The following is a 23420-nucleotide window of genomic DNA, read 5'->3' on the forward strand; positions in this document are numbered from 1 at the left end:
CCGGCCCCCAATGGAACGGACGCGGGTAAGGTCGACCCCTTGCGCGCGCAGTATTTCGTTCACATTTGGACGTTTCCGCCATTGACGGCGATACCCCGATCCATATAACGAAGCGCTTCCGCGAAAGAGCGCGAAGGACGCGCCGGCCTATGCCTATGGCAACTGGGGGCCGGGGCGCCGTTTGCGCTTTTCTTGCGTGATCAGGAGATTACCTCACGTGGCCCGTATCGCTGGCGTCAACATTCCTACGAACAAGCGCGTCGTGATCGCGCTGCAGTACATCCATGGCATCGGCGAGGCGAAAGCCCGTGAGATCGTCAGCAAGGTCGGCATTGAGGACGCTCGGCGCGTCAATCAGCTGACCGACCAGGAAGTCCTGCAGATTCGCGAGACGATCGACCGCGACTATCTGGTCGAAGGCGACCTGCGCCGCGAAACCGCGGTGAACATCAAGCGCCTCATGGACCTGGCCTGCTATCGCGGCCTGCGTCATCGCAAGGGCCTGCCGGTCCGCGGCCAGCGCACGCACACCAACGCCCGCACCCGCAAGGGCCCGGCCAAGCCGATCGCCGGCAAGAAGAAGTAAGAGAGCTAGTCGATGGCCAAGGAACCGGCGCGCGTCAAACGCCGCGAGCGCAAGAACATCACGTCGGGCGTCGCCCACGTGAACGCCTCCTTCAACAACACCATGGTGACCATCACCGACGCGCAGGGGAACACGATCTCCTGGTCCAGCGCCGGCCTGATGGGCTTCAAGGGTTCGCGTAAGTCGACGCCCTACGCCGCGCAGATGGCGGCCGAGGACGCCGGCCGTAAGGCCGCCGAACACGGCGTGCGCACGCTGGAAGTCAACGTCTCGGGCCCTGGCTCGGGTCGTGAATCGGCTCTGCGCGCCCTGCAGGCGGTGGGTATGACGATCACCACTATCCGGGATGTGACGCCCATTCCGCACAACGGCTGCCGCCCGCCCAAGCGCCGGCGCGTCTAGTCGTTAGAGCTACAATTCCCTGACGCCGGCCGTGAATTTACGGCCGGCGATCCTGCGTTTTCGAGGGACACACGTGATCGAACGAAACTGGAATGAACTAATCCGTCCCGAGAAGCCGCAAATCGAGACCGGCGCCGACGCCAGCCGCAAGGCGCGTCTGGTGGCCGAGCCCCTCGAGCGCGGGTTCGGCGTGACCCTGGGCAACAGCCTGCGGCGCGTGCTTCTCTCCTCCCTGCAGGGCGCGGCGGTGACCGCGGTGCAGATCGACGGCGTGGTCCACGAGTTCTCCTCGCTGGAAGGCGTGCGTGAGGACGTCGTCGACATCGTCCTGAACATCAAGCAACTGGCTCTGCGCATGCACGCCGAGGGTCCGAAGCGCATGACGCTCCGCGCCACCGGCCCGGGCCCCGTGACCGCCGGCCAGATCGAAGCGCCGTCGGACATCGAGATCCTGAACCCCGACCACGTGCTCTGCACCCTGGACGACGGCGCCAACGTGCGCATGGAGTTCACGGTCCAGACCGGCAAGGGCTATGTCGCCGCCGACCTGAACCGTCCCGAGGACGCCCCGATCGGCCTGATCGCCGTCGACGCCCTCTATTCGCCGGTGAAGCGGGTGGCCTATCGCGTCGAGCCGACCCGCCAGGGCCAGTCGCTCGACTACGACAAGCTGATCATGGAAGTGGAAACCAACGGCGCGATCAGCCCCGTTGACGCGGTGGCCTACGCCGCCCGCATTCTCCAGGACCAGCTGCAGATCTTCATCACCTTCGAAGAGCCGAAGAAGAAGGTCGAAGGCGAAGCCAAGCCGGAACTGCCGTTCAACCCGGCGCTGCTGAAGAAGGTCGACGAGCTCGAGCTCTCGGTCCGCTCGGCCAACTGCCTGAAGAACGACAACATCGTCTACATCGGCGACCTGATCCAGAAGACCGAGGCGGAGATGCTCCGCACTCCGAACTTCGGCCGCAAGTCGCTGAACGAGATCAAGGAAGTTCTGGCCGGGATGGGTCTCCACCTCGGAATGGACGTGCCGAACTGGCCGCCCGAGAACATCGAAGAGCTCGCGAAGAAGTTCGAAGACCAGATGTAATCAAGCTTCCGCGCCGACTCCGGGCCGCTCTCCGCGGCCAGGGCCTGACGAAGCCGCGACCGCGGTGGAGGGCCCCGGCGCTTCGTATTGACCCAGGCGGGAGCAGGCTGGGACTTGGTCAGGTGAGACGCCTCCAGACGATCGGAAGCGTCCAGCGGGTCGGATGACCCAGGAGATATGAAATGCGCCACGGTAAAGCCCACCGCAAACTGGGCCGTACGTCCGCCCACCGCACCGCCATGTTCGCGAACATGTCGGCCAGCCTGATCAAGCACGAGCAGATCGTGACCACCCTGCCGAAGGCCAAGGAGCTCCGCCCCTTCGTCGAGAAGCTGGTGACGCTCGGCAAGCGCGGCGACCTGCACGCCCGCCGCCAGGCGATCAGCCAGGTTCGCGATGTCGAACAGGTCGGCAAGCTGTTCTCGGTGCTGGGGCCGCGCTACGCCAACCGCAATGGCGGCTACATCCGCGTCCTGAAGGCCGGCTTCCGTCACGGCGACAACGCCGCGATGGCGGTGATCGAGTTCGTGGACCGCGATCCGGCCGAGAAGGGCAAGGACTCGGGCCCGACGGCCGAGGCCGGCTTCGGCGGCGGCGACGAATAGTCCTCGTCACAACAAGATCTGAAGAGCCCCGGAAGCCCATGCTTCCGGGGTTTTTCTTATGCGCATTAGGCGGCGGCGCGCCGTGCCTGCGTCTCCTGCCACCACGCGCTCAGCGCGCCGATCACGGGCATCAGGCGCGCGCCGGCCTCGCTCAACGCATATTCGACGCGCGGGGGAACTTCCGGGTAGGCGGTCCGCACGATCACACCGGCCTCTTCCAGGGCGCGCAGCTCATGGGTCAGCATCTGTTGCGAGATGCCGGCGTTGGCGCGGCGCAGGGCGTTGAAGCGCATAGGACCCTGCGCGAGATAGTAGAGGATCAGCGCCCGCCATCGGCCGCTCAGCAAGATCATCGCCCCTTCGATCGGGCATTCCGAGATGCGATCCTGCATCGCCTTCCTCTCCAATGGTCCTGTTTTTCTGACCAGCTCAGAAATTTATGCGTTCTTGGCCGCAGAATTCCATGTGGCTACTTGGGTGTTCCGTTCAACAGCCCGGAGTGCTGAACCATGGAACCTCTGCTCATCTACGGCCATCCGCTCGGCAGCGCCACGGGCCTCGTCGCGGCGCTGGAATGGCTGGGCCAGCCCTATCGCCTGACCCGCGTGGATCTCACGAAGGACATCCGCACCGAAGGATTCCTGCGCCTCAACGGCCGGGGGGAGGCGCCGGTCCTCGTCACCGGCCCGGGCGAGGCGCTGACCGAGACGATGGCTATCGGCTTATGGCTGGAAGCGCGCGACTCGGAGCGCCGCATCAGCTTCACGCCCGGGACGCGTGAGGCCGACCTGCTGCACCAGTACGTGGCCTTCCTGAATACGGGCTTCACCTCCGCGTTCAGCCCGTACTGGTTGGCGATGGAGGCTCCGGACGCGACCCCCGAGGAGCGAGACGCGTGGCGGCGTCTGGGCCATCGCCTGGTCAACGGACGGCACGCGAAGCTGGAGGCGATGATCGGCGACGGCCCCTACCTCTTCGGCGAGCGGCCGACGCTAGCCGATGCGGTGTTCGTGGGCGTGGCGCGCTGGGCCGACTTTCATCAAGCGATCGACCCCGACGCCTACCCGAAGATCGCGGCGCTGAAGGCCCGGCTGCACGACGACCCGGCCGTGCGCGTCGCGGTGGCCCTGGAGCAGGGTGAGCCGGCGACCAGCGCCGCGCTGAGGGGCCATGTGCCGCTGCACGAGCTGGCGGCAGCCGCATGATGGGGATGCGCCCGGCGTTGCGCGGCTGTCGCGAGGCGCGGATAGGCTCGCGGCATGACTCGCCCGATCGTCTTCGTGCTCGCCCTCCTGCTCAGCGCCTGCGCGATCCAGCACGCGTGTGCGCAATCGGCCCAGGCGCGCATCCCCGTCATCCTGGTGTCGATCGATGGCTTCCGCGCCGACTACCTGGACCGCGGCATGACGCCCGTGCTGTCGGCGCTCGCGGCGGAGGGCGCCCGCGCCGCCATGCGGCCGTCGTTCCCCTCCAAGACCTTCCCCAACCACTACGCCCTGGTCACCGGACTGCGGCCCGACCGCAACGGCATTGTCGAGAACACCTTCGAGGATCCGCGGCGGCCGGGCGCGACCTTCAGGATGGCCAATCGCGAGGCCGTGCAGGATGGCTTCTGGTGGGACGAGGCCACGCCGATCTGGGTGACGGCCGAGAAGGCGGGGCTGGCGACGGCGCCGATCTTCTGGCCGGGGGCGGAAGCGGCGATCCAAGGCGTGCGGCCGCACGACTACGTCGTGTTCGACATGGACACGCCGAACACGAGGCGGGTCGACGACCTGTTGGCGCGGTTGAATCGGCCGCCGGCGAGCCGGCCCGCTTTCCTGACCCTCTATTTCGACACCGTGGACACGGCCGGCCACGACCACGGTCCCGACGCGCCCGAAACGAACGCGGCCGTCGCCGAGGTGGACGAACAGCTCGGCCACCTGGTCGCGGGGCTGAGGGCGAGGGGCCTCGTCGCCAACCTCGTGATCGTGGCCGACCACGGCATGGCCGCGCTCTCGGACGCGCGGAAGCTCTACATGGACGACCTGCTGCCGAAGGGCGCCTATCGGTCGCTGTCGGGCGGCGCCTTCATGACCCTCTATCCGCAGCCGGGGCACGAAAGTGAGGTGGCGTCGGCCCTGTTGAAGGCGCACGCGCATCTGCAATGCGGGGCGAAGGCCGACATTCCCGAACGCTTCCACTACGGCCGCAATCTGCGCGTTGCGGCCTATTTCTGCCTGCCCGACACCGGGTGGACCCTCACCACCCGCGACGACAAGGCCAAGAAGCCGGAGCTCGGCAACCATGGCTTCGATCCCTTCAGTGCGGAGATGGCCGCCCTGTTCATCGCCAACGGTCCGGCGTTCCGGCGTGGCGTGACCCTGCCGCCGTTCGACAACGTCAGCGTCTATCCCCTGCTGGCGCGGTTGCTGGGCGTTCAGGCCGAGGCCGGCGACGGCAAGCTCGGCGACATAGCGCCGGCACTGGCGCCTTGACGAAATAATTGCGATATGTGTTAAATATTGTCGATCAACGAAAGGAGATCGTCATGGACGCACCCGCCGTCGTTCCAGCCGTTTTCTACAAAGATCCGCTGGCCGCACTGAAGTGGATGGAACAGGCCTTCGGCTTCGAAACCACCAGCCTCGTCACCGACGCCGAAGGCAATGTCGCCCACGCCGAGATGGCGTTCCTGGGCGGCGCGATTCAGGTGGGTGGCGAGTGGCAGGACCCCAAGCTGGTGGGCGAGGCGCGGATGCGCAGCCCCGCCTCTCTGGACGGGATCAACACGCAGTTCGTGCGCATCCACATGCCTGACGGCCTGGACGCCCACTGCGAGCGGGCGCGAGCCGCCGGCGCCCGGATCGTGGCCGAGCCCGAGGACCAATTCTACGGGTCGCGCGTCTATCGCGCCCTCGATCCGGAGGGCCACGTCTGGAACTTCGCCCAGCTCGTGCGCGAGACGCCGGTCAGCGAGATGGAGTCCGCCACCGGCCTGAAGATCCGCAACACGCTCGAGGAGGCCTGAATGGCGGACTGGCGCGCGCCGCTGATGTCGGCGGTTTGCTACCGCGACCCGAAGGCGGCCCTGAAGTTCCTGGAGGCCGCGTTCGGCTTCGAGCTGTCGATGCTGATCGAGGACGAGCAGGGCAACGTCGCCCACTCCGAGATGCGCTTCGGCGACGCCGTGGTCATGGTCGGCAACGAGTGGACCGACGATCACAAGAGCCCGGCCTCGATCGGCGGGAAGAACACCCAGACTGTGCACATCCAGATCCACACCGACGTCGACGCCCACTGCGAGCGGGCGCGCAAGGCGGGGTTCGAGATCCTGATGGAGCCGGCGACCCAGTTCTACGGCGACCGAACCTATCGCTGCCGCGACCCCGAGGGCCACATCTGGACCGTCGCCCAGACCGTCCAGGCGGTCAGCCGCGAGGAGGCGGAGGCCGCCAGCGGCCTGAAGATCACGGGCTGGATTTGAACGCCGCCCTCGACCAGACCCTGGCCGCCCTGGCCGATCCTGTCCGGCGGCGGGCGGTGGACCTGCTGGCGCGCGGGCCGCGGGCGGCCGGCGAGCTGGCGCGCGAACTGGAGGTGTCGGCGCCGGCCATGAGCCGCCACCTGCGCACCCTGCGCGCCAGCGGCCTGGTGGAGGAGAGTCACCCCGAGTTCGACGCGCGCGTCCGCATCTACGCCCTGAGGCCCGAGCCCATGGTCCATCTGCTGCGCTGGCTGGAAGAGAGCGAACGGCTGTGGAGCGCCCAGCTCCTGGCGTTCAAGGCCCACATCGAGAAGGGCGCATGACGTCAAAGGTCTATGTCGCCCTGCGCGTGAAGGCGACGCCCGAGCGGGCGTTCGCCGTCTTCACCGGGGAGATCGGCGCCTGGTGGCGGCCCAGCGGCCTGTTCCAGACGACGCCGCGGGCGCCGGGCGTCCTGGCGTTCGAGGACGGCCGGCTGATCGAAACCTTGGCCAACGGGAAGGTGTTCGAGATCGGCGAGGTCGTGGCCTGGGAGCCGCCGTCCCGGCTCGTCTTCTCCTGGCGGCAGGCGAGCTTCCCGCCGGAACTTCACACCGAGGTCGAGGTCAGGTTCGAGGCGGTCGGCGAGGAAACCCGGGTCAGCGTCGAGCACCGTGGCTTCCACCAGGTGCCCGCCGAGAGCGCGGCGCGGCACGGCTTCCCCGACCCCGCGCTGCTGGCGCGGCTGGCCGAGTTCTGGCAGGCCCAGATACGCGCGATGGGCCAGCGCGTGACCTAACGGCGTTGCGCCGGTTCCTGTTTTGTTTCAGATTGCGCGTTCGAGGGGAAAGATCATGACCGGCGAGAAGACGACCGCGCGCGCGGGCCGGCAGGCCAGCTTCCGTTTCATCTTCGCACTGGCCCTGATGAACTCCCTGTCGTTCGGGATCATGATCCCGATCCTACCGAACCTCATCAAGCAGTTCACCGGCGGCGACACTGCGGCGGCGTCCGAGTGGAACATGGTGTTCTCCACCACCTGGGGCGTGATGCAGTTCGTGATCGGCCCGGTGCTCGGCCTCATGGCCGACCGCTGGGGCCGCCGGCCGGTGCTGCTGATCTCGCTGTTCGGCCTGGGCGTCGATTTCCTGTTCATGGCTTTCGCGCCCAGCCTGTGGTGGCTGTTCCTGGGCCGCGTGCTGAACGGGATGACCGCCGCCAGCTTCTCGACCGCCAACGCCTATCTCGCCGACGTCACGCCGCCGCAGGAGCGCGCCAAGGTGTTCGGCTGGATGAGCTCGGCCTTCAGCTTCGGCTTCATTTTCGGGCCGGCCTTCGGCGGTTGGCTGGGCGAGGTCGACCTGCGCCTGCCGTTCCTGGCGGCGGCCGGGATCACCCTGCTGAACTTCCTCTACGGCCTCTTCGTCCTGCCCGAGAGCCTACCGCCCGAGAAGCGCGCCGCGACCTTCGACTGGAAGAAGGCGAATCCGCTGGGGTCGCTGCGCCTGCTGCAGTCGCATTCCGGCCTGCTGCCGCTGGCCGGCGTGGGCTTCCTGTTCCAACTGGCGCACATGGTGCTGCCCTCGATCTTCGTGCTGTACGCGGGATACCGCTACGGCTGGTCCACCGGGGTGCTGGGCACCACCTTCATCGCCACCGGCGTCGCGGGGGTGATCGTGCAGATGTTCCTGATCGGGCCCGTGGTGAGGCGGATCGGCGAGCGGAACGCGGTGCTGCTGGGCGCGCTGGCCGGCGTTGCGGGCTTCTCCTGGTACGCCTGGGCGCCGACGGGCCTGCTCTATCTGTCGGCGGTGCCGGTGTTCGCCTTCATCGGCTTCCTGATGCCGGGCCTGCAGGGTTTGATGACCCGTCGCGTCGCGCCTCACCAGCAGGGCCAGCTGCAGGGCGCCAACCAGAGCCTGCAGGGCTTGGCGGCGATCTTCGGCCCGCTGATCTTCGGCGAGGTCTTCGCCTGGTCCATCCGCCACCAGGGGTTCCACGTCCCGGGCTTGGCGATTTATCTGGCGGCGGCGCTCATGGGCCTGGCGTTCCTGCTGGCCCTGGCGACGGCCCGCCAGCCGACTCCGGTGGCTTCCCCGGCCGAATAGGCGTCAGACTTCGCCATTATTGCGCCGGAAACCTGCGTAGCGTTCCGCCGTTCGTATTCGGAGACCCCATGCGCGCGCCTCGCGTCCTGATCCCTGCCATCACCCTCGCCCTGGCCGCCGGCCAGGTGCTCGCCCAGCCCGTCGCCTTCGCCGAGCCGACCACACGCGCCGTCCCGGCCAATGCCGCGGCGATGAAGGCCTCCTTCGCGCCCGTCGTGCGCCGCGCCGCGCCGGCCGTGGTGAACATCTCGGCCAAGCGTGTCGTCCGTCAGCAGGTGGATCCATTCTGGCAGATGTTCGGACTGGGCGTGCCCCAGGCCCGGGTGGCCCAGTCTCTGGGTTCGGGGGTGGTGGTGCGCGCCGACGGCATCGTCGTGACCAACAACCACGTGATCGAGGGCGCCCAGGAGATCACCGTCGCCCTCAACGACCGGCGTGAGTTCGCCGCCAAGGTGCTGCTGGCCGATCCGCGGACCGACCTCGCCGTGCTCAAGATCGATCCGCCGGGCGGCGAACGCCTGCCGGTGCTGGCGATGGACGAAAGCACGGACACCCAGGTCGGCGACCTGGTGCTCGCGATTGGCGACCCCTTCGGCGTCGGCCAGACCGTGACCAACGGCATCGTCTCGGCGCTGAACCGCATCACCGATCCCAGCGGGGAGGGCGGCTCGGCCTATATCCAGACCGACGCGGCGATCAATCCGGGCAACTCGGGCGGCGCCCTGATCGACATGGACGGCGACCTGATCGGCGTGAACAGCTTCATCCTGTCGCGCTCCGGCACCTCTTCGGGCGTGGGCTTCGCGATTCCCGCCGCGGTCGTGCGCCGGGTGGTGGAGACGGCGGTGGGCGGCGGCCGCGCGGTGGTGCGCCCCTGGCTGGGCGCCCGCACCCAGACTGTCACGGCGGAGATGGCCCGCAGCCTGGGCCTGCCGCGGCCGGAAGGCGCGCTGGTGGCCGACATCTACCCGGGCGGCCCGGCCGCGCGGGCGGGTCTTCGCCAGGGCGATGTGGTGCTGCAAGCCGATGGACGCTCGGTCGATGACGCCGCCGCCCTGGGCTACACGATCCGCAACCATCGGCCGGGCGAGAACATCGCGCTGGTGGTGCGCCGCGCCGCGGGCGGGGCGGACCAGACCCTGATGCTGCGCGCCGAGCCGGCGCCCGCGACGCCGCCGCGCGACGAGCGCCGGATCTCCGGCCGCAACCCGTTCGACGGGGCGACGGTGGCGAACCTGTCGCCGGCGGTGGCCGACGAGATGGGTCTGGACGCGCTCACCGGCGCGGGCGTGATCGTCACCGCCATCGATGCCGGCGCGGCCCGGGGCGTCGGGCTGCGGCGCGGCGACATCGTGCGCGAGGTGAACGGGGTGAAGATCCTTGCCGTCCGCGACCTGGCGGCCGCGGCCTCGGCCCAGGTCCGGACCTGGCGGATCACCATCGAACGCGACGGCCGTACGGTGACGGCGACCTTCTCGGGCTGAGGCGAACTGCGTCGACTTTCTTCGGCGCCGCATCCGACGATTTGCTAGACCCTCGGCCATGGCCGACCTCTTCGAAGCCGCGGGTCTGACGCCGCAGCAACCCTCGCCGCTGGCGGACCGCTTGCGGCCGCAGAAGCTGGACGAGGTGGTGGGCCAGGACCATCTGCTGGGCCCCGAGGGGCCGATCCGGCGGATGGCCGAGGCCAAGCGGCTGTCGTCGATGATCCTGTGGGGACCGCCGGGCACGGGCAAGACGACAATCGCCCGTCTGTTGGCGAAGGAGGCGGGCTACGAGTTCCAGCAGCTCTCGGCGGTGTTCTCGGGCGTGGCCGACCTGAAGAAGGCGTTCGAACAGGCGCGTGCGCGCCGGCTGGCCGGCCAGGCGACCCTGCTGTTCGTCGACGAGATCCACCGCTTCAACCGCGCTCAGCAGGACGGCTTCCTGCCCTTCGTGGAGGAGGGGATCGTCACCCTGGTGGGCGCCACCACCGAGAACCCGTCGTTCGAGCTGAACGGGGCGCTGCTGTCGCGGAGCCAAGTCTATGTGCTGAAGCGGCTGGACGACGAGGCGCTGGAGACGCTGCTCGAGAAGGCCGAGGAGCACGAACAGCGCAAGCTGCCGCTGGACCCGGAAGCCCGAGCGGCCCTGCTCGCCATGGCCGACGGCGACGGACGCTACCTGCTGACCCTGGCCGAGACCCTCTTCAATATCGGCACGGCCACGCCGCTCGACACCAAGGGGCTGGGCCAGATCCTCCAGAAACGCAGCCCCGCCTACGACAAGGATCGCGAGGAGCACTACAACCTCATCTCGGCCCTCCATAAATCGATCCGCGGTTCCGACCCCGACGCGGCGCTCTACTGGCTGGCGCGGATGCTGACCGGGGGCGAGGACCCGCTGTTCATCGCCCGCAGGCTGATCCGCGCGGCGGCCGAGGACATCGGCGAGGCGGATCCCATGTCCCTGGTGCTCGCGAACGCGGCCAAGGACACCTACGACTTCCTGGGCAGCCCGGAAGGTGAGATCGCCCTGGCCCAGCTCGTCGTCCACATGGCCGCGGCGCCCAAGTCCAACGCCGTCTACATGGCGTTCAAGGGCGCGATGAAGGCGGCCAAGGAGACCGGCTCCCTGATGCCGCCGGCTCATATCCGCAACGCGCCGACCAAGCTCATGAAGGACCTGGGCTACGGCAAGGGTTACGCCTACGACCACGACGCGCCCGAAGGCTTCTCGGGCCAGAACTACTTCCCGGAAGGGATGGAGCGGCGGCAGTTCTACCAGCCGCGCGGCGAGGGTTCCGAGGCGCGGATCAAGGAGCGGCTCGACCGCTGGGCGGCGCTGCGGCGCGAGCGCGGCGGCGTTTAGCCCAACCATTGTTATCCCAGAAATCCGAGCCTAGGCTCCCTCCCAAGTCCACGGGAGGGACGCTGAAATGACCGAAGCTATCGACGCCGGGCGGCCGGCAACACCCTGGCACTTCTGGCTTGTGACCCTGATCGCGCTGCTCTGGAACGGGTTCGGCGGCTACGACTACACGATGAGCCACCTGCAGGGCGACGCCTACTATCGCCAGATGGGCATGACCGAGGCTCAGATCGCCTACATGGCGACCTATCCGGTGTGGATGCACGCCGTGTGGGCGATCGGCGTCTGGGGCTCGGTGGTTGGCTCGATCCTGTTCGTGGCGCGCAGCCGCTGGGCGTTCCACGCCTTCGCGCTCTCGACGCTCGGGGCGGCCGGTGCGCTGGCCTACAACCTGCTGGCGCCCGGCGCGGCGGCGCTGATGAGCCCGGTCATGCCGTGCGTGATCGTGGCGATCTGCATGTTCTTCACCTGGTACGCATCGACGATGACGAAGCGGGGGGTGCTCCGCTAAACGGTCCGTGTGAAGGACCTCAAGCCCATCCAACTCTCGCGCGACGAGACCGAGTTCGTGCGCCGGCTGGTGATGTACGAGGACGCCGAGATCCTGGCGTTGAACAAGCCCTCGGGCCTGTCCAGCCAGGGCGGGCGGGGACAGGTCCATACCCTGGATGAACTCTTGTGGGCCTTCGCCAGGCCCGGGAAGGCGCGGCCGCGTCTCATCCATCGGCTGGACCGCGACACTTCCGGCGTGATCCTGACGGCCAAGACCAAGCCTGCCGCAGGTTTCCTGGGAAAGGCCCTGATGGCGCGGAAGTTTTCCAAGACCTACCTGGCCATCGTCACGCCCGGCGCGCCCGAGCCGAGGGGCGGGCGGATTGACCAGGCGCTGCGCCGCGACGAGCAGGGGCGAGAGGCCTACATGCGGCCGTGCCCGCCGGACCATCCCGACGCCGAGCGGGCGGTGTCGCGCTACCGGACGCTCGCCGAGGCCTCGGGGGCGGCGCTGCTGGAACTGGATCCCGAGACCGGCCGCATGCACCAGCTCCGAGTCCACCTGGCCCACATCGGCCGGCCCATCGCGGGCGACCCCCGCTACGGCGGCGCCCTGGTGATCGGCGGCCACGCCGTGCCGCGGCTGATGCTGCACGCCACGGCGCTGAGCTTTCCGCATCCGGCGGGCGGGACGAAGCGCCTGGAGGCGCCGCCGCCTGCCGACATGGCCGGCCTGATCCGCGATCTGGGGCTCGGCTGAGCGGAACGGCGCCGCCAAGTCGTCCGTTTCGGCGTACAAGCATCGGAAGGGACACGTCTTTCCGAGTTGGACCGTTCGCCATGAAGCGCCTGATCATCGCCGTCGCCGCTCTGTCGCTGGCCGCCTGCGCCACAACACCCACGCTTTACCAGCCGTCGGCGCAGCCGAACGGCGTGGGCTATTCCGAATACAGGATCGAGCCCGGCCGCTATCGCGTGACCTTCCGCGGCGGGCCAGGCGCGCCGCCGCAGCAGGTGATGGACTACGCCCTGGTCCGCGCCGCCGACCTCGCGATCAGGGACGGATACGACTGGTTCCAGGTGGCCGACCGCTTCACCGAAGGGCGTCCGGACCGGGGCCCGCGGGTCGGCGTCGGCGTCGGAGGCGGCGATTTCGGCTATCGCAGCGGCGTCAGTGTGGGGGTGGGCACCACCTTCAACCTGGGCGGCGGCCCCTCGCTGGCGACCACGATCGAAGTGGTGATGGGGCGCGGACAGCGGCCGATCGGCCGCGACGCCTATGACGCCCGCGCCCTGCGCAAGAGCCTCGGCGAGCGGATCTAGCTAGAGCGCGTTGGGCGAAAGGATGCCGATTTCGCACCCAAAGCGCGCTCTAATCAAACAGGCTCTAGGCCACGTCGAGCGCGCTGTTCTGGGTGAGCGGCGCGGCGCGCATGCTGGCATGGGTGAAGCCGGCGGCATCCGCGAGATCCATGTGCCCGAACCCGGACAGACCCTGGGCGATCAGGGCAGGCGCCTTGCCGCGCATCTGGTGGGCCATCACCCGCATGAGGGGGTCGAGACGGTCGGCCGGCAGGGTCACGTCGGCGAAGTCGAGCGTCAGCCCGTTGAACCGCGTCCCTTGCACCGGATCCAGGGCGTCGCGGCCGGGCTGTAGCCGCGCCAGCACGCCGCGGGTGACGCGGCCGACCAGGCTGACCACCTCGACCATCCGGCCTGTGGGCGTGCCACGGTCGATGTCCACGAACTCCAGCATGACGCCCTGACGCACCCGCTCGGGCGCTACGCCCTCGACCGTGAGCAGGAGCTGGCGGCCCTTGCGCCCGCCCATCGTTCGGAACGAGGCGGGGATGATCACCGGCGGCTGGCTGCGGGCGTCCGACGGCATGAACAGCGCGCCGAATGACAGGGTCGCCCGGTCGATGGCCAGGATGTCCTCATCCGAAAGCCGGCCGAACCGGCGCGTCGGAATGATCTCGCCGGTGGCCGCGAAGGTGACGGTCGGCTCGATGCGCAGAACCGCGGTGACCTTGTGGCTGAGGCTGACGATGTGCTCGAGCGCGAAGTCCACCTGCAGTCGCTGGCCGTTGGAGGCCACGAACGAGATCGGGCTCCGCTCGCGCTCGCGCTCGGCGCTGACCTGCCGGCGGTAGGATTGGGCCTCCTGGGTCTCCAGGGCCACGGCGATCTCGGCGGGGTCCAGGTCGGCCACCGTCAGCTCGTCGCCTTCGATCTTGCTGACGGTGCGGATGCGGACGTCCATGCGGTCGACCGAGCCCAGGAAGAATTCCAGCACGTCCTCGAGCACGCGCATGCCCACGGCCTGGGCCGCGACGCCATCCTCGGTGGTCATGGCGACGAGCACGTCGGTCTCGCCGATGCGGTGGTGGACGTCCTGGTACGACAGGTATTCGTTGAGCTTGCGGCCCAGGTAACCCCAGACGTCGTCACGCTTTTTCGGCCAACGGTCGCCCGAACGCTCGCGGATCGCCTCGACGCTGATGATGAACACCGCGCCCCGCTCCACCCGGTCCGAGCCGGACAGCCGTTCGAGCACCACGGCGGCGTCCGCTGCGGTGATCTTCGACACGGTCATGCCGACGAGGGGTCGCGACATCGGCCCACCATCGGCGACGTTGGCAAATAATGTCTTGCCGTCGCATAAGGCCGTCGTGATGCAGACTCTCTTCCTGGTGGCCGCGGGCGGCGCGACGGGCGCGGTGGCGCGCTACCTGCTCGGCGTCGGCGCCATGCGGGCGCTAGGGCCGGGCTGGCCCTATGGAACGCTGGGCGCGAACGTGATCGGCGGCTTCCTGATGGGCGTGCTGGCCGGCGTGCTGGCCATGCGCGGCGGCGCCGATCAGGAGAAGTGGCGGCTGTTGCTGGGCGTGGGCGTGCTGGGCGGGTTCACCACCTTCTCGTCCTACTCCCTGGAAGTCGCGCTGATGATCGAGCGCCGCGAGTGGGCGTCGGCCGCCGCCTACGGCCTGGGTTCGGTGGCCTTGTCGATCACGGCGCTCTTCGCGGGCCTTCTGCTCATGCGGAGACTGCTGGCGTGAGGGAGGTCCGCACCCTCTACGTGGACAAGGGGGAGGAGGGCGTGCGCCTGGACCGGTGGTTCAAGCGTCGCTGGCCCCATCTCAACCATATCCAGATCCAGAAGCTGACCCGCTCGGGGCAGATCCGGGTGGATGGCGCGCGGGCCAAGCCCGACACGCGGCTGTCGGCCGGCTCGCAGGTGCGGGTGCCGCCCCTGCCGGACGCGCCGCCGGCCGAGGAGAAGGGCAAGCTCCCACCTCGCGACGTCGCCTACGCCAAGAGCCTCGTGATTTACGAGGACGAGGAGGTCCTGGCGCTGAACAAGCCGTCGGGCCTGGCGGTCCAGGGCGGGACGAAGACCCTCAAGCATGTCGACCGCCTGCTGTCGGCCTGGGGCGAGGGGCTGGAGCGGCCACGCCTGGTCCACCGGCTGGACCGCGACACCTCGGGGGTCCTGGTGCTGGGCAAGACCCCCGCGGCCGCCGCGCGGCTTGCCGGCGCCTTCGCCAAGCGCAAGGCGCAGAAGATCTACTGGGCCATCGTCGCGGGCTTTCCCAAACCCGGCGACGGCGTGCTGGACCTGCCGCTGGCCAAGCGCGGCGTCGGCGACCGCGAGATGATGGTCCCGGCCGATCCCAAGGACGAGCGCGCCGAGACGGCCGAGACCGAGTTCGTGACCATCGCCCGCGCCGGCCCGCGCGCCGCCTGGATGGCGCTCTGGCCCCACACCGGCCGCACGCACCAACTGCGCGCCCACATGCTGGCCATGGGCCATCCGATCCTGGGCGATCCCAAGTACAACAGCGAGGCCTCGGCCGAGCTGTCCGAAGGGCTGAAGCTGCAGTTGCACGCGCGGCGGCTGGTGCTGCCGCACCCGTCGCGCGGGACCCTCATGCTCGAAGCCCCGATCAGCCCTGAGCTGAAGGCCGGCTTCGAACGCTTCGGCTTCGACGAGCACGAGGCCGACCCCGAACCGTTCAAGAGGCGCCGTTGAACACCGACCCACTGGATCACGCCAAGGCCTTGCTGGATCAGGGCCGGATCGACGAGGCGCTGGCCGTCACCACGCCGCTCGCCGACCATCGCGACCCCAGCCACCGGGCGCTGGCCATGCATTCGACGGCGCTCAAGGCGGCCGGGCGCCGCGAGGAGGCGCTGGTGTTCGACGACCGCGCCACCAAGCGGTTCCCGAACAGCGGGGTCGCTTGGCACAACATGGCGGCCACCCTCGGCGACATGGGGCACGGCCGCGAGGCGGCGGAGGCGATGGGCCGGGCGTTCCAACTGGGCCTGGACGGCGCGCTGAGCTGGGGCGTGATGGCGCGCGCCAAGATGGCGGCCGGCGACCCGGACGGCGCCGAGCAGGCCTATCGCGAAGCGCTGAAGCGTGCGTCCCAGCATGTGGAGACCGCCGTCGAGTATGCCGACCTCGTCTGGATGCGGCGGGGCGACCTCGCGGGCGCGCAGGAGGTGCTGGACCGCTGCGCCCATTCCGGCGGCGCCCCCGCGCCGCTGCTCCTGGCCAAGGCCAAGCTGTTCGAGGCCGCGGGCGAGGCGGACAAGGCGGCCGAACTGCTGGCGGCCGCGGCTGCGCGTCTGCCCGACGACGTGGCCCTGGCGCTGGCGGCCGGCCAGGCCGCCCTGGAGCGCGGCCGGCTCGACGAAGCCGAACGTTGGGTGCTGGGCGCCGAGGCGCGGCTGCCGGAGTCGCCCGGCGTGCTGAACCAGGTCGCCATCGTGCACCTGGCCGCCGGCAAGCCGGACCTGGCGTTGGAGAAGGCGCGAAAGGGTCTGTCGTTCGCGCCGGAGAACCAGTCGTTGTGGGGCTGGGCCGCCACGGCCGCCCGCGCTGTCGGAGACCCTCTGTACAAGGAACTGTACGACTACGACGCCATGGTCGGGGTCTACGACCTCGAGGCGCCCGCGGGCTGGTCCAGCCTTGACGCGTACCTCGCCGACCTCGCCGCGGCGCTGAACGCGATCCACCTCTACGACCAGCATCCGGCGGCCCAGTCGCTGCGACATGGCAGCCAGACGATGCATCGCCTGACCGGCTCGGACGACCCGGCGATCAAGGCGTTCTTCAAGGCCATCGATGCGCCGATCCGCCAGCACATCGCGGCGATGGGCCAGGGGACGGACCCGGTGCGGTCGCGGCGGACCGGTGACTATCGGATCGAGGGAGCCTGGTCCGTTCGATTGAAGCGCGGCGGCTTCCACAAGGACCACTTCCATCCCCTCGGCTGGCTTTCCTCGGCCTTCTACGTCGAGACGCCCGAGAGTGCGCTGGACAGCGCCGAGAAGCAGGGCTGGATCCGCTTCGGTCAGCCGCCATTCCAGACGCAGCCGGAGCTGCCGGCCGAACATTTCGTGCGTCCGAAGCCGGGGCGGCTGGTGCTGTTCCCCTCATATATGTGGCACGGGACCGTGCCCTTCACGACGGACGAGCGCCGCATGACCATCGCCTTCGACGCCGTGCCCGTGTAGCGCCGCAGCGGCCGGGCGTGACCAGCCGCGATGGTCCTCCCTTGCGGTCGGCGCGTTTCATCCCCATTCCACGCCCGCATCGATGCGATCCGTCGGGAGAGGTGAGTTTTGGACCTGCGCAAGGGATTCCATGAGCCGGCCGAGAAGCCGCGGCGGTTCTACAAGACCGTAAGCGTCGTCGAGGTCGACGGCGGCTGGCAGGTCCAGCTCGACGGCCGCAACCTGCGTACGCCCAAGGCCCAGCTCATGGTGCTGCCGGCCCGCGCGGTGGCCGATCAGATCGCCGAGGAATGGATGGCCCAGACCGACGTGATCGAGATGGCGACCATGCACGCCACCCGGCTCGCCAACACCGCCATCGAGACCATTCCGGGCGCGCGCGAGGGCGTGGCCGACCAGGCGGCGCAGTATGCGGGCTCTGACCTGGTCTGCTACTTCGCCGATGAGCCGGCGGCCCTGGTGGCGCGGCAGGACGCGCATTGGGGGCCGGTGCTGGAACGGGCGCTGGCCGACGAGGGGCTGCGTTTCGAACGCTGCGCCGGCATCGTCCACCGGGAACAGCCCGCTGAAACCCTCGCCAGGGTGCGCGAGATCGCGCTCGGCCTCGACGATTTCCGCCTGGCGGGCCTGGCGTTCGGCGTGGCGCTCTTCGGCTCGGCCGTGCTGTCGATCGGCCTGCTGCGCGGCTGGTTCGCCGGCGAAGAAGCCTACGACCTGTCGCGCCTGGACGAGGCCTTCCAGGAAGAGAAGTGGGGGATCGACGAGGAGGCGGCCGAGCGCACCCATCGCCTGCGTGGCGAGGCCGCCATGCTGGACCGCTGGTTCCGAAGCCTCGCAGCCTAGGGGCGCTCGACGATCGGCAGGATTTTCACGGGCGTGCTGCTGGCCGCCAGCTCGCGTACGGTCTTCATGAAGTCGAGCGAGCCCGGCTGGGCGAAGTGGAGGTCCAGCGCCGCGCGATCGGCCCACTCCTCGTAGAAAAACAGGCGCAGCGGGTTCTCGCAGTCGACGTGCGCCGCGTGGCTGACGCAGCCCGGCTCGGTGCGCGAGCGGTGGGTATGGGCCAAGGCGGCCTCCAGCAGGGTTTCAAAGGTGTCGGGCCGCGCGGTGACCGATCCGGTGACGACGAGCATGGGAATCTCCGTTCGGGGGGAGGGTAGCAGGCCCTTCCACCCTTGCTCGTCATCCCCCGGTCACGCCCGTGGATGACGAGCGAGGAGAGGGGGCTGGGAAACCCCCACGGGGCGCCTACATTGGCCGGATGGTTCCGCTATCCGTCCTCGACCTCTCACCCATCGTACAGGGCGGCAGCCCGGGCCAGTCGCTTCGCGCCAGCCGGGGCCTGGCCCAGGCCGCCGAGCGGTTCGGCTTCCAGCGCTATTGGCTGGCCGAGCACCACAACATGACCGGCATCGCCAGCGCGGCGACCGCGGTGGCGCTGGCCTTCGTCGGCGACGGCACATCCACGATCCGCCTCGGTTCCGGCGGCGTCATGCTCCCCAACCACGCGCCCTTGATCATCGCCGAGCAGTTCGGGACGCTGGAGGCGCTTTATCCCGGCCGCATCGACCTGGGCGTCGGGCGCGCCCCCGGCACCGACCAGCTCACCGCGCGCGCACTCCGCCGCAACCTCACCGGCGGCGTCGACCAGTTCCCGCAGGACGTGCTCGAGCTGCTGGCCTTCCTGAAGGAACCGCAGCCCGGGCAGGCGATCCGCGCGGTGCCTGGCTCTGGCTCTAACGTGCCGGTGTGGATGCTGGGCTCCAGCCTGTTTGGGGCCCAGTTCGCCGCGGTCCTAGGCTTGCCGTTCGCGTTCGCCTCGCACTTCGCGCCGCAGATGATGGATGAGGCGGCCGAGATCTATCGCCGCGAGTTCACCCCCTCCGAGTATCGCTCCAAGCCCTATCTGATGCTGGGCCTGAACGTGGTGGCCGGCGAGACCGATGAGGAGGCGCGCTTCCTGTTCACCTCGCTGCAGCAGGCGTTCGTGAACCTTCATCGCGGCATGCCGGGGCCCCTGCCGCCCCCGATCGACGATACCGAGGGCCGCCTGGCGGCGACCGTCGCGGCGGGCTCGCCTCTCTCCAAGGCGGTGGTGGGCGGTCCGGAGACAGTCCGCGCGGGCCTGGAAGCGTTCATCGCGCGGCACAAGCCCGACGAGATCATCGTCACGGCGCAGATCTTCGACCAGGAGAAGCGGCTGCGGTCGCTGGAACTGGTGGCCAAAGCCCGCGACGCCCTCATGATGGCCGCGTAGGGGAACCTCCCCCGGCGGCAGCTTGCATCGCCCTGCGCACGCCTCTACGCCTTCGCTTTTCGCGAACCTGAGGCCGCCGGCGTGAAGCAGATCCTGGAAGAACTCGAGAAGCGTCGCGGCGAGGCCCGTCTGGGCGGCGGCGAGAAGCGGATCGCCAACCAGCACGCCAAGGGCAAGCTCACCGCCCGCGAACGGATCGACCTGCTGCTGGACGAGGGCTCGTTCGAGGAGTTCGACATGTTCGTCGAGCACCGCGTCAGCGAGTTCGGCATGGACAAGCAGCGCATCCCCGGCGACGGCGTCGTCACCGGCTGGGGCCGGATCAACGGCCGCGTCGTCTTCGTGTTCTCCAAGGATTTCACGGTCTTCGGCGGCTCGCTCTCCAGCGCCCACGCCGAGAAGATCCTGAAGGTTCAGCGCCAGGCCATGAAGGTGGGCGCGCCGGTGATCGGCCTGTTCGACGCCGGCGGCGCGCGCATCCAGGAGGGCGTCGCGGCCCTGGGCGGCTATGCCGACATTTTCCTGGAGAATACCCTGGCGTCGGGGGTCATCCCGCAGATCAGCGTGATCATGGGCCCCTGCGCCGGCGGCGACGTCTATTCGCCGGCCATCACCGACTTCATCTTCATGGTGAAGGACACGTCCTACATGTACGTGACCGGCCCCGACGTAGTGAAGACGGTCACCCACGAGGACGTCAGCCACGAGGACCTGGGCGGCTACCGCGTTCACGCGCTGAAGTCCGGCGTGGCCGACGGGGCGTTCGAGAACGACCTGGAAGCGCTGACCCAGGTGCGCCGCCTGATCGACTTCCTCCCGCTCAACAACCGCGAGAAGCCGCCGGTCCGCCAGAGTTACGATCAAAAGGACCGTCTCGAGCCGTCGCTCGACACCCTCGTCCCCGCCAACCCGAACAAACCCTACGACATGAAGGAGTTGATCCTGAAGGTCGTGGACGAGGCCGACTTCTTCGAGATTAGCCCCGACTTCGCCAAGAACATCGTTGTCGGCTTCGCCCGCATGGATGGCCAGCCGGTCGGCATCGTCGCCAACCAGCCGCAGACCCTGGCCGGCGTGCTGGACATCGACAGCTCGCGCAAGGGCGCCCGGTTCGTGCGCTTCTGCGACGCCTTCGAGATCCCCATCATCACCTTCGTGGACGTGCCGGGCTTCATGCCGGGCACCAAGCAGGAGCAGGGCGGCCTGATCCGCCACGGCGCCAAGCTGCTGTTCGCCTACGCCGAGGCCACGGTGCCCAAGATCACCCTGATCACCCGCAAGGCCTATGGCGGCGCCTACGACGTGATGAGCTCCAAGCACATCCGTGGCGACATCAACTACGCCTGGCCGACCGCCGAGATCGCGGTGATGGGCTCGAAGGGCGCGGTGGAGATCATCTTCCGCAGCGAGATCGGCGATCCCGAGGCCATCGCGGCTCGCGAGGCCGAGTACAAAGCCCGCTTCGCGAACCCGTTCGTGGCCGCCTCACGCGGCTATATCGACGACGTGATCATGCCCCACTCGACCCGGAAGCGGATCGTAAACGCGCTGAAGAACCTCAAGGGGAAGACGCTGACGAACCCCTGGAAGAAGCACGACAACATCCCGCTCTGAAGCTGGGGTGGACGCGGCTGCACACGCGGGTCAGCGCCGTACCAGGGGTGCATTCCGTCGTGGCGTTGGGTTCGCAGCCGCGCCCGAAGGGAATGTGCGCCGCCGGCGGCCGTCGGGTCATCGGGTTAAACCCTGAGCGCCGCCGCTGCGCGCCCTTAGACCTGGATGAGGTTGTGCTTCACGGCGAAGCGCACGAACTCAGGCCCGCTATGCACGCCGGCCTTGCGCATGGCGGCCGCGCGGTGGCTCTCCACGGTCTTGATGCTGATCCCGAGCAGGCGGGCGATCTTCTTGTTGGAGTTGCCCTCGGCGATCAGCTGGGCGACCTCCAGCTCGCGCATGCTGAAGCTTTCGAGCCGGCCGGGCGTGCGCCCGTGCACGACCGTTTCCAGCAGGAGGTCTGACACCGAGGCCGAGAAGAACGGCCGATTGGCGCCCAGGGCCGATATGGCGGCCTCCAGGTCCAGCTCGCTGTCGGTCTTCAGCAGGTAACCCCGCGCGCCGGCCGCCAGCCCACTGCCCACCGTCTCGTCGTCGTCATGCATGGTGAAGAGCAGCACCCGGATGCCGGGGCGCTCGTGGCGTAGCCGCCGGGTCAGCGCCACGCCGTTCAGGATCGGCAGAGAGACGTCGAGGATCGCGATGTCGGGTGTCTGGTTGAGGGCGATCTCCAGGGCGCGCTGCCCGTCGGCGGCCTCGCCGCACACCTCCCAGCCCACATGACTCTCGATCAGGTCACGCACGCCCTTCCGCACAATTTCATGATCATCCGCGATCATGATCCGCAACATGTTCCCGTCTCCAAGCCAGGGCTCGATGACAGGAGTACGTGCCGACGCTACCCGGACGCCCATCAGGCGAAACCCTTGTCCCGGGCCCGCAGACTCGGGAGGCGTCCGACACTTTATGCGGGAATATCGTGTACGAATTCCCTCCAAGGCTGTACCTTTTTTGATGGGAACAGGGCGTGGGCGTCGGTCTTGTCACAGGCCGATCGACGACCCGATGCGAGGCTCGAATGCTGGCCCGGACGAAGCCGGGGGCTGTCGGCTCCACCGACTATCGGCGCGTCTTCTGGACGCTGCCGATGCCGATGGCGCTTGTGTCGACGGGCGAGCCGGCACCGCGGATTCTCGGCGTCACGGACCGGCTTGCCGGCCAACTGGGGGCGCACCCAGTCGACCTCGAAGGCCGCGAGCTGGGGCAGGTGTTTCCGCGTCGGTCGGCCGAGCGCATCGCCCACGCCGTCGCGGCCGCCGTCCAGGCGGAGCAGGTCGTGCGTACGCGCGTCGCCCGGGTCCGGGGCGATCGGGTGACGCGGCTCGACGTGGAGGCGCGCCCGACGCGCGAGGGCGTGCTGCTGTCGTTCACCGAGGCCGTGCGGGCGCCCAGCCGGGGGCAGGGCGCCGCTGGCCTCAGTCCGGTGCTGGCGGTCGCGCAGGCGGAGCAGAACGAGCGGCGGCGGGTCGGGCGCGAGCTTCACGATTCCACGTCCCAGCTGCTGGTCGCCGCCCAACTCGGGCTGAGCGCCCTGGAGCGGCGGACCGAGCTCAAGGGCGAGACCCGCCGGATCGCCGCCGACGTGCGGCGCTCGATCTCGGCGGCTCTCTCGGAAATCCGCACGTTCTCGTTCCTGCTCCACCCGCCGGGCCTGGTCGACAGCGGCTTGGCCAAGGCGCTCGCGGACTTCGGCGCCGGCTTCGGCCAACGCACGGGTCTGAATGTCGTCGTCGAGGTCGAGCATGTCGGGGCGCCGTTGCCGCGGGCCATGGAGCTGGCGTTGTTCCGCGTGGCGCAGGAGGCCCTGATGAACGTCTATCGCCACGCCGAAGCGCGCACGGCGGAGGTTCGCCTGCGCCGCGAGCCTTCGATGATCGTACTGGAGGTCGAGGACGATGGCGTCGGCCTCCGGCGTCGCGGCGGCCACCCGGGCCCGGCGGAACCCTTGGGCGTGGGCCTGAGCGGCATGCTGGCGCGTATGACCCAGCTCGGTGGTTCGCTTACGCTTGAGGAGCGGCCGCGCGGGCTGACGGTGCGGGCCTGGGCGCCGCTCGCGGAGAAGTGAGCGAACGTCGGTCGGCGCGACCAGAGGCGTCGCCTGGGGTTTCACCTGATTCCGAAGCTCAACCGCAGCGCGTACCTCTAACCTCGCGCCGTCAGCCGTGGATGTCCCCCCGAGGCATCTGGTTCGGGCGGCCAGGGGTGGGCTCATGTACCGTAAGGTTGCGCCGACTGGACTGCTACCCACGGCCCCCGACCGTGACCAGGTGCGGCTGCGGCCCGCGCGGCGCGCGGAGCCCACCCGATGGCCCCTCGGCGTCTCGCTGACGATCGCCCTGGCGGTATCGCTCGCGCTGTGGGCCGCCGCGATCGCCGCGGCGATGACCCTGCTGGCGATGATCTGAATCTCCCGCGCCTCAGCCGGAACCCTGCCGCCGCCCC

General features: G+C 69.1%; 28 protein-coding genes. 24 read left to right on the forward strand and 4 right to left on the reverse strand.

Annotated features, from left to right (window positions below; all coding sequences use genetic code 11):
* Nucleotides 1–217: 217 nt before the first annotated feature.
* From rpsM to rplQ, 4 genes are all read left to right on the forward strand, one after another.
* The gene (rpsM, locus tag ACODSY_RS11440) at nt 218–586 is read left to right on the forward strand and encodes a 30S ribosomal protein S13 (RefSeq protein ID WP_296598250.1); all 369 of its coding nucleotides are present in this window, start codon (nt 218–220) and stop codon (nt 584–586) included.
* A gap of 12 nt (nt 587–598) precedes the next feature.
* Nucleotides 599–988 (forward strand): 30S ribosomal protein S11, encoded by a 390-nt coding sequence (rpsK, locus tag ACODSY_RS11445; protein WP_012521811.1) that lies wholly within the window; start codon nt 599–601, stop codon nt 986–988.
* Between the two features lie 73 nt (nt 989–1061).
* Nucleotides 1062–2078, forward strand: coding sequence for a DNA-directed RNA polymerase subunit alpha (locus ACODSY_RS11450; protein ID WP_488951877.1), 1017 nt, complete (start codon nt 1062–1064; stop codon nt 2076–2078).
* A gap of 182 nt (nt 2079–2260) precedes the next feature.
* Nucleotides 2261–2683, forward strand: coding sequence for a 50S ribosomal protein L17 (gene rplQ, locus ACODSY_RS11455; protein WP_488951878.1), 423 nt, complete (start codon nt 2261–2263; stop codon nt 2681–2683).
* 65 nt (nt 2684–2748) lie between these two features.
* Here the strand turns inward: rplQ and ACODSY_RS11460 are convergent, their stop codons facing one another.
* A complete protein-coding gene (locus ACODSY_RS11460; RefSeq protein WP_488951879.1) occupies nt 2749–3075 on the reverse strand; it encodes a winged helix-turn-helix transcriptional regulator in 327 nt (108 codons plus the stop codon).
* Between the two features lie 117 nt (nt 3076–3192).
* Here ACODSY_RS11460 and ACODSY_RS11465 point away from each other — a divergent pair, with 117 nt between their 5' ends.
* From ACODSY_RS11465 to ACODSY_RS11520, 12 genes are all read left to right on the forward strand, one after another.
* Entirely contained in the window at nt 3193–3888 is a 696-nt protein-coding gene (locus tag ACODSY_RS11465) for a glutathione S-transferase family protein (RefSeq protein ID WP_488951880.1), read from the forward strand.
* A 54-nt stretch (nt 3889–3942) separates the two neighbouring features.
* Complete coding sequence (locus ACODSY_RS11470) at nt 3943–5163, forward strand: alkaline phosphatase family protein (RefSeq protein WP_488951881.1); 1221 nt, start codon at nt 3943–3945, stop codon at nt 5161–5163.
* Between the two features lie 53 nt (nt 5164–5216).
* Nucleotides 5217–5696, forward strand: coding sequence for a VOC family protein (locus ACODSY_RS11475; RefSeq protein ID WP_488951882.1), 480 nt, complete (start codon nt 5217–5219; stop codon nt 5694–5696).
* Nucleotides 5697–6152: a VOC family protein gene (locus ACODSY_RS11480; RefSeq protein WP_488951883.1), complete on the forward strand. Its 456-nt coding sequence runs from the start codon at nt 5697–5699 to the stop codon at nt 6150–6152.
* The gene (locus tag ACODSY_RS11485) at nt 6149–6475 is read left to right on the forward strand and encodes an ArsR/SmtB family transcription factor (protein ID WP_488951884.1); all 327 of its coding nucleotides are present in this window, start codon (nt 6149–6151) and stop codon (nt 6473–6475) included. Before ACODSY_RS11480 ends, ACODSY_RS11485 begins: the two co-directional genes overlap by 4 nt.
* Nucleotides 6472–6930 (forward strand): SRPBCC domain-containing protein, encoded by a 459-nt coding sequence (locus ACODSY_RS11490; protein ID WP_488951885.1) that lies wholly within the window; start codon nt 6472–6474, stop codon nt 6928–6930. Before ACODSY_RS11485 ends, ACODSY_RS11490 begins: the two co-directional genes overlap by 4 nt.
* Nucleotides 6931–6985: 55 nt before the next feature.
* A complete protein-coding gene (locus ACODSY_RS11495; RefSeq protein ID WP_488951886.1) occupies nt 6986–8239 on the forward strand; it encodes a TCR/Tet family MFS transporter in 1254 nt (417 codons plus the stop codon).
* Between the two features lie 68 nt (nt 8240–8307).
* Nucleotides 8308–9723: a Do family serine endopeptidase gene (locus tag ACODSY_RS11500; RefSeq protein WP_488951887.1), complete on the forward strand. Its 1416-nt coding sequence runs from the start codon at nt 8308–8310 to the stop codon at nt 9721–9723.
* A gap of 58 nt (nt 9724–9781) precedes the next feature.
* Complete coding sequence (locus tag ACODSY_RS11505; protein ID WP_488951888.1) at nt 9782–11089, forward strand: replication-associated recombination protein A; 1308 nt, start codon at nt 9782–9784, stop codon at nt 11087–11089.
* 67 nt (nt 11090–11156) lie between these two features.
* On the forward strand, nt 11157–11600 hold the full coding sequence (locus tag ACODSY_RS11510) for a hypothetical protein (RefSeq protein ID WP_488951889.1): 444 nt from the start codon (nt 11157–11159) through the stop codon (nt 11598–11600).
* Nucleotides 11601–11609: 9 nt separating this feature from the next.
* The gene (locus ACODSY_RS11515; RefSeq protein WP_488951890.1) at nt 11610–12341 is read left to right on the forward strand and encodes an RluA family pseudouridine synthase; all 732 of its coding nucleotides are present in this window, start codon (nt 11610–11612) and stop codon (nt 12339–12341) included.
* Nucleotides 12342–12421: 80 nt separating this feature from the next.
* The gene (locus ACODSY_RS11520) at nt 12422–12904 is read left to right on the forward strand and encodes a CC0125/CC1285 family lipoprotein (protein ID WP_488951891.1); all 483 of its coding nucleotides are present in this window, start codon (nt 12422–12424) and stop codon (nt 12902–12904) included.
* A gap of 64 nt (nt 12905–12968) precedes the next feature.
* On the opposite strand, the gene ACODSY_RS11525 is transcribed toward ACODSY_RS11520, so the two are convergent.
* The gene (locus ACODSY_RS11525; RefSeq protein WP_488951892.1) at nt 12969–14198 is read right to left on the reverse strand and encodes a hypothetical protein; all 1230 of its coding nucleotides are present in this window, start codon (nt 14196–14198) and stop codon (nt 12969–12971) included.
* Nucleotides 14199–14256: 58 nt separating this feature from the next.
* Between ACODSY_RS11525 and crcB the strand changes: the two genes are divergently transcribed.
* The 4 genes from crcB (at nt 14257) to ACODSY_RS11545 (ending at nt 17950) form a co-directional block, all read left to right on the forward strand.
* A complete protein-coding gene (gene crcB / locus ACODSY_RS11530; protein WP_488951893.1) occupies nt 14257–14640 on the forward strand; it encodes a fluoride efflux transporter CrcB in 384 nt (127 codons plus the stop codon).
* Nucleotides 14637–15614: an RluA family pseudouridine synthase gene (locus ACODSY_RS11535; RefSeq protein ID WP_488951894.1), complete on the forward strand. Its 978-nt coding sequence runs from the start codon at nt 14637–14639 to the stop codon at nt 15612–15614. The genes crcB and ACODSY_RS11535 overlap by 4 nt, the downstream gene beginning before the upstream one ends.
* Complete coding sequence (locus tag ACODSY_RS11540; protein ID WP_488951895.1) at nt 15611–17107, forward strand: putative 2OG-Fe(II) oxygenase; 1497 nt, start codon at nt 15611–15613, stop codon at nt 17105–17107. The genes ACODSY_RS11535 and ACODSY_RS11540 overlap by 4 nt, the downstream gene beginning before the upstream one ends.
* Nucleotides 17108–17215: 108 nt before the next feature.
* The gene (locus ACODSY_RS11545; RefSeq protein ID WP_488951896.1) at nt 17216–17950 is read left to right on the forward strand and encodes an ATP12 family chaperone protein; all 735 of its coding nucleotides are present in this window, start codon (nt 17216–17218) and stop codon (nt 17948–17950) included.
* On the opposite strand, the gene ACODSY_RS11550 is transcribed toward ACODSY_RS11545, so the two are convergent.
* A complete protein-coding gene (locus ACODSY_RS11550; protein WP_488951897.1) occupies nt 17947–18240 on the reverse strand; it encodes a putative quinol monooxygenase in 294 nt (97 codons plus the stop codon). The genes ACODSY_RS11545 and ACODSY_RS11550 overlap by 4 nt on opposite strands.
* Before the next feature lie 128 nt (nt 18241–18368).
* Between ACODSY_RS11550 and ACODSY_RS11555 the strand changes: the two genes are divergently transcribed.
* Complete coding sequence (locus tag ACODSY_RS11555) at nt 18369–19364, forward strand: LLM class flavin-dependent oxidoreductase (RefSeq protein WP_488951898.1); 996 nt, start codon at nt 18369–18371, stop codon at nt 19362–19364.
* 81 nt (nt 19365–19445) lie between these two features.
* On the forward strand, nt 19446–20978 hold the full coding sequence (locus tag ACODSY_RS11560) for an acyl-CoA carboxylase subunit beta (protein ID WP_488951899.1): 1533 nt from the start codon (nt 19446–19448) through the stop codon (nt 20976–20978).
* Between the two features lie 155 nt (nt 20979–21133).
* On the opposite strand, the gene ACODSY_RS11565 is transcribed toward ACODSY_RS11560, so the two are convergent.
* Entirely contained in the window at nt 21134–21769 is a 636-nt protein-coding gene (locus tag ACODSY_RS11565) for a response regulator (protein ID WP_488951900.1), read from the reverse strand.
* A gap of 227 nt (nt 21770–21996) precedes the next feature.
* Between ACODSY_RS11565 and ACODSY_RS11570 the strand changes: the two genes are divergently transcribed.
* Both ACODSY_RS11570 and ACODSY_RS11575 read left to right on the forward strand, forming a co-directional pair.
* Complete coding sequence (locus tag ACODSY_RS11570; protein ID WP_488951901.1) at nt 21997–23043, forward strand: sensor histidine kinase; 1047 nt, start codon at nt 21997–21999, stop codon at nt 23041–23043.
* A gap of 145 nt (nt 23044–23188) precedes the next feature.
* On the forward strand, nt 23189–23383 hold the full coding sequence (locus ACODSY_RS11575) for a hypothetical protein (RefSeq protein ID WP_488951902.1): 195 nt from the start codon (nt 23189–23191) through the stop codon (nt 23381–23383).
* Nucleotides 23384–23420 lie beyond the last annotated feature (37 nt).

Source organism: Phenylobacterium sp. FG114 (assembly GCF_057809855.1).

Coding starts and splice junctions, on each gene's coding strand:
- rpsK (WP_012521811.1), top strand. CDS start 599: ATGGCCAAGGAACCGGCGCGCGTCAAACGCCGCGAGCGCAAGAACATC.
- rplQ (WP_488951878.1), top strand. CDS start 2,261: ATGCGCCACGGTAAAGCCCACCGCAAACTGGGCCGTACGTCCGCCCAC.
- ACODSY_RS11460 (WP_488951879.1), bottom strand. CDS start 3,075: ATGCAGGATCGCATCTCGGAATGCCCGATCGAAGGGGCGATGATCTTG.
- ACODSY_RS11465 (WP_488951880.1), top strand. CDS start 3,193: ATGGAACCTCTGCTCATCTACGGCCATCCGCTCGGCAGCGCCACGGGC.
- ACODSY_RS11470 (WP_488951881.1), top strand. CDS start 3,943: ATGACTCGCCCGATCGTCTTCGTGCTCGCCCTCCTGCTCAGCGCCTGC.
- ACODSY_RS11475 (WP_488951882.1), top strand. CDS start 5,217: ATGGACGCACCCGCCGTCGTTCCAGCCGTTTTCTACAAAGATCCGCTG.
- ACODSY_RS11480 (WP_488951883.1), top strand. CDS start 5,697: ATGGCGGACTGGCGCGCGCCGCTGATGTCGGCGGTTTGCTACCGCGAC.
- ACODSY_RS11490 (WP_488951885.1), top strand. CDS start 6,472: ATGACGTCAAAGGTCTATGTCGCCCTGCGCGTGAAGGCGACGCCCGAG.
- ACODSY_RS11495 (WP_488951886.1), top strand. CDS start 6,986: ATGACCGGCGAGAAGACGACCGCGCGCGCGGGCCGGCAGGCCAGCTTC.
- ACODSY_RS11500 (WP_488951887.1), top strand. CDS start 8,308: ATGCGCGCGCCTCGCGTCCTGATCCCTGCCATCACCCTCGCCCTGGCC.
- ACODSY_RS11505 (WP_488951888.1), top strand. CDS start 9,782: ATGGCCGACCTCTTCGAAGCCGCGGGTCTGACGCCGCAGCAACCCTCG.
- ACODSY_RS11510 (WP_488951889.1), top strand. CDS start 11,157: ATGACCGAAGCTATCGACGCCGGGCGGCCGGCAACACCCTGGCACTTC.
- ACODSY_RS11520 (WP_488951891.1), top strand. CDS start 12,422: ATGAAGCGCCTGATCATCGCCGTCGCCGCTCTGTCGCTGGCCGCCTGC.
- ACODSY_RS11525 (WP_488951892.1), bottom strand. CDS start 14,198: ATGTCGCGACCCCTCGTCGGCATGACCGTGTCGAAGATCACCGCAGCG.
- crcB (WP_488951893.1), top strand. CDS start 14,257: ATGCAGACTCTCTTCCTGGTGGCCGCGGGCGGCGCGACGGGCGCGGTG.
- ACODSY_RS11550 (WP_488951897.1), bottom strand. CDS start 18,240: ATGCTCGTCGTCACCGGATCGGTCACCGCGCGGCCCGACACCTTTGAA.
- ACODSY_RS11555 (WP_488951898.1), top strand. CDS start 18,369: ATGGTTCCGCTATCCGTCCTCGACCTCTCACCCATCGTACAGGGCGGC.
- ACODSY_RS11565 (WP_488951900.1), bottom strand. CDS start 21,769: ATGTTGCGGATCATGATCGCGGATGATCATGAAATTGTGCGGAAGGGC.
- ACODSY_RS11570 (WP_488951901.1), top strand. CDS start 21,997: ATGCTGGCCCGGACGAAGCCGGGGGCTGTCGGCTCCACCGACTATCGG.
- ACODSY_RS11575 (WP_488951902.1), top strand. CDS start 23,189: ATGTACCGTAAGGTTGCGCCGACTGGACTGCTACCCACGGCCCCCGAC.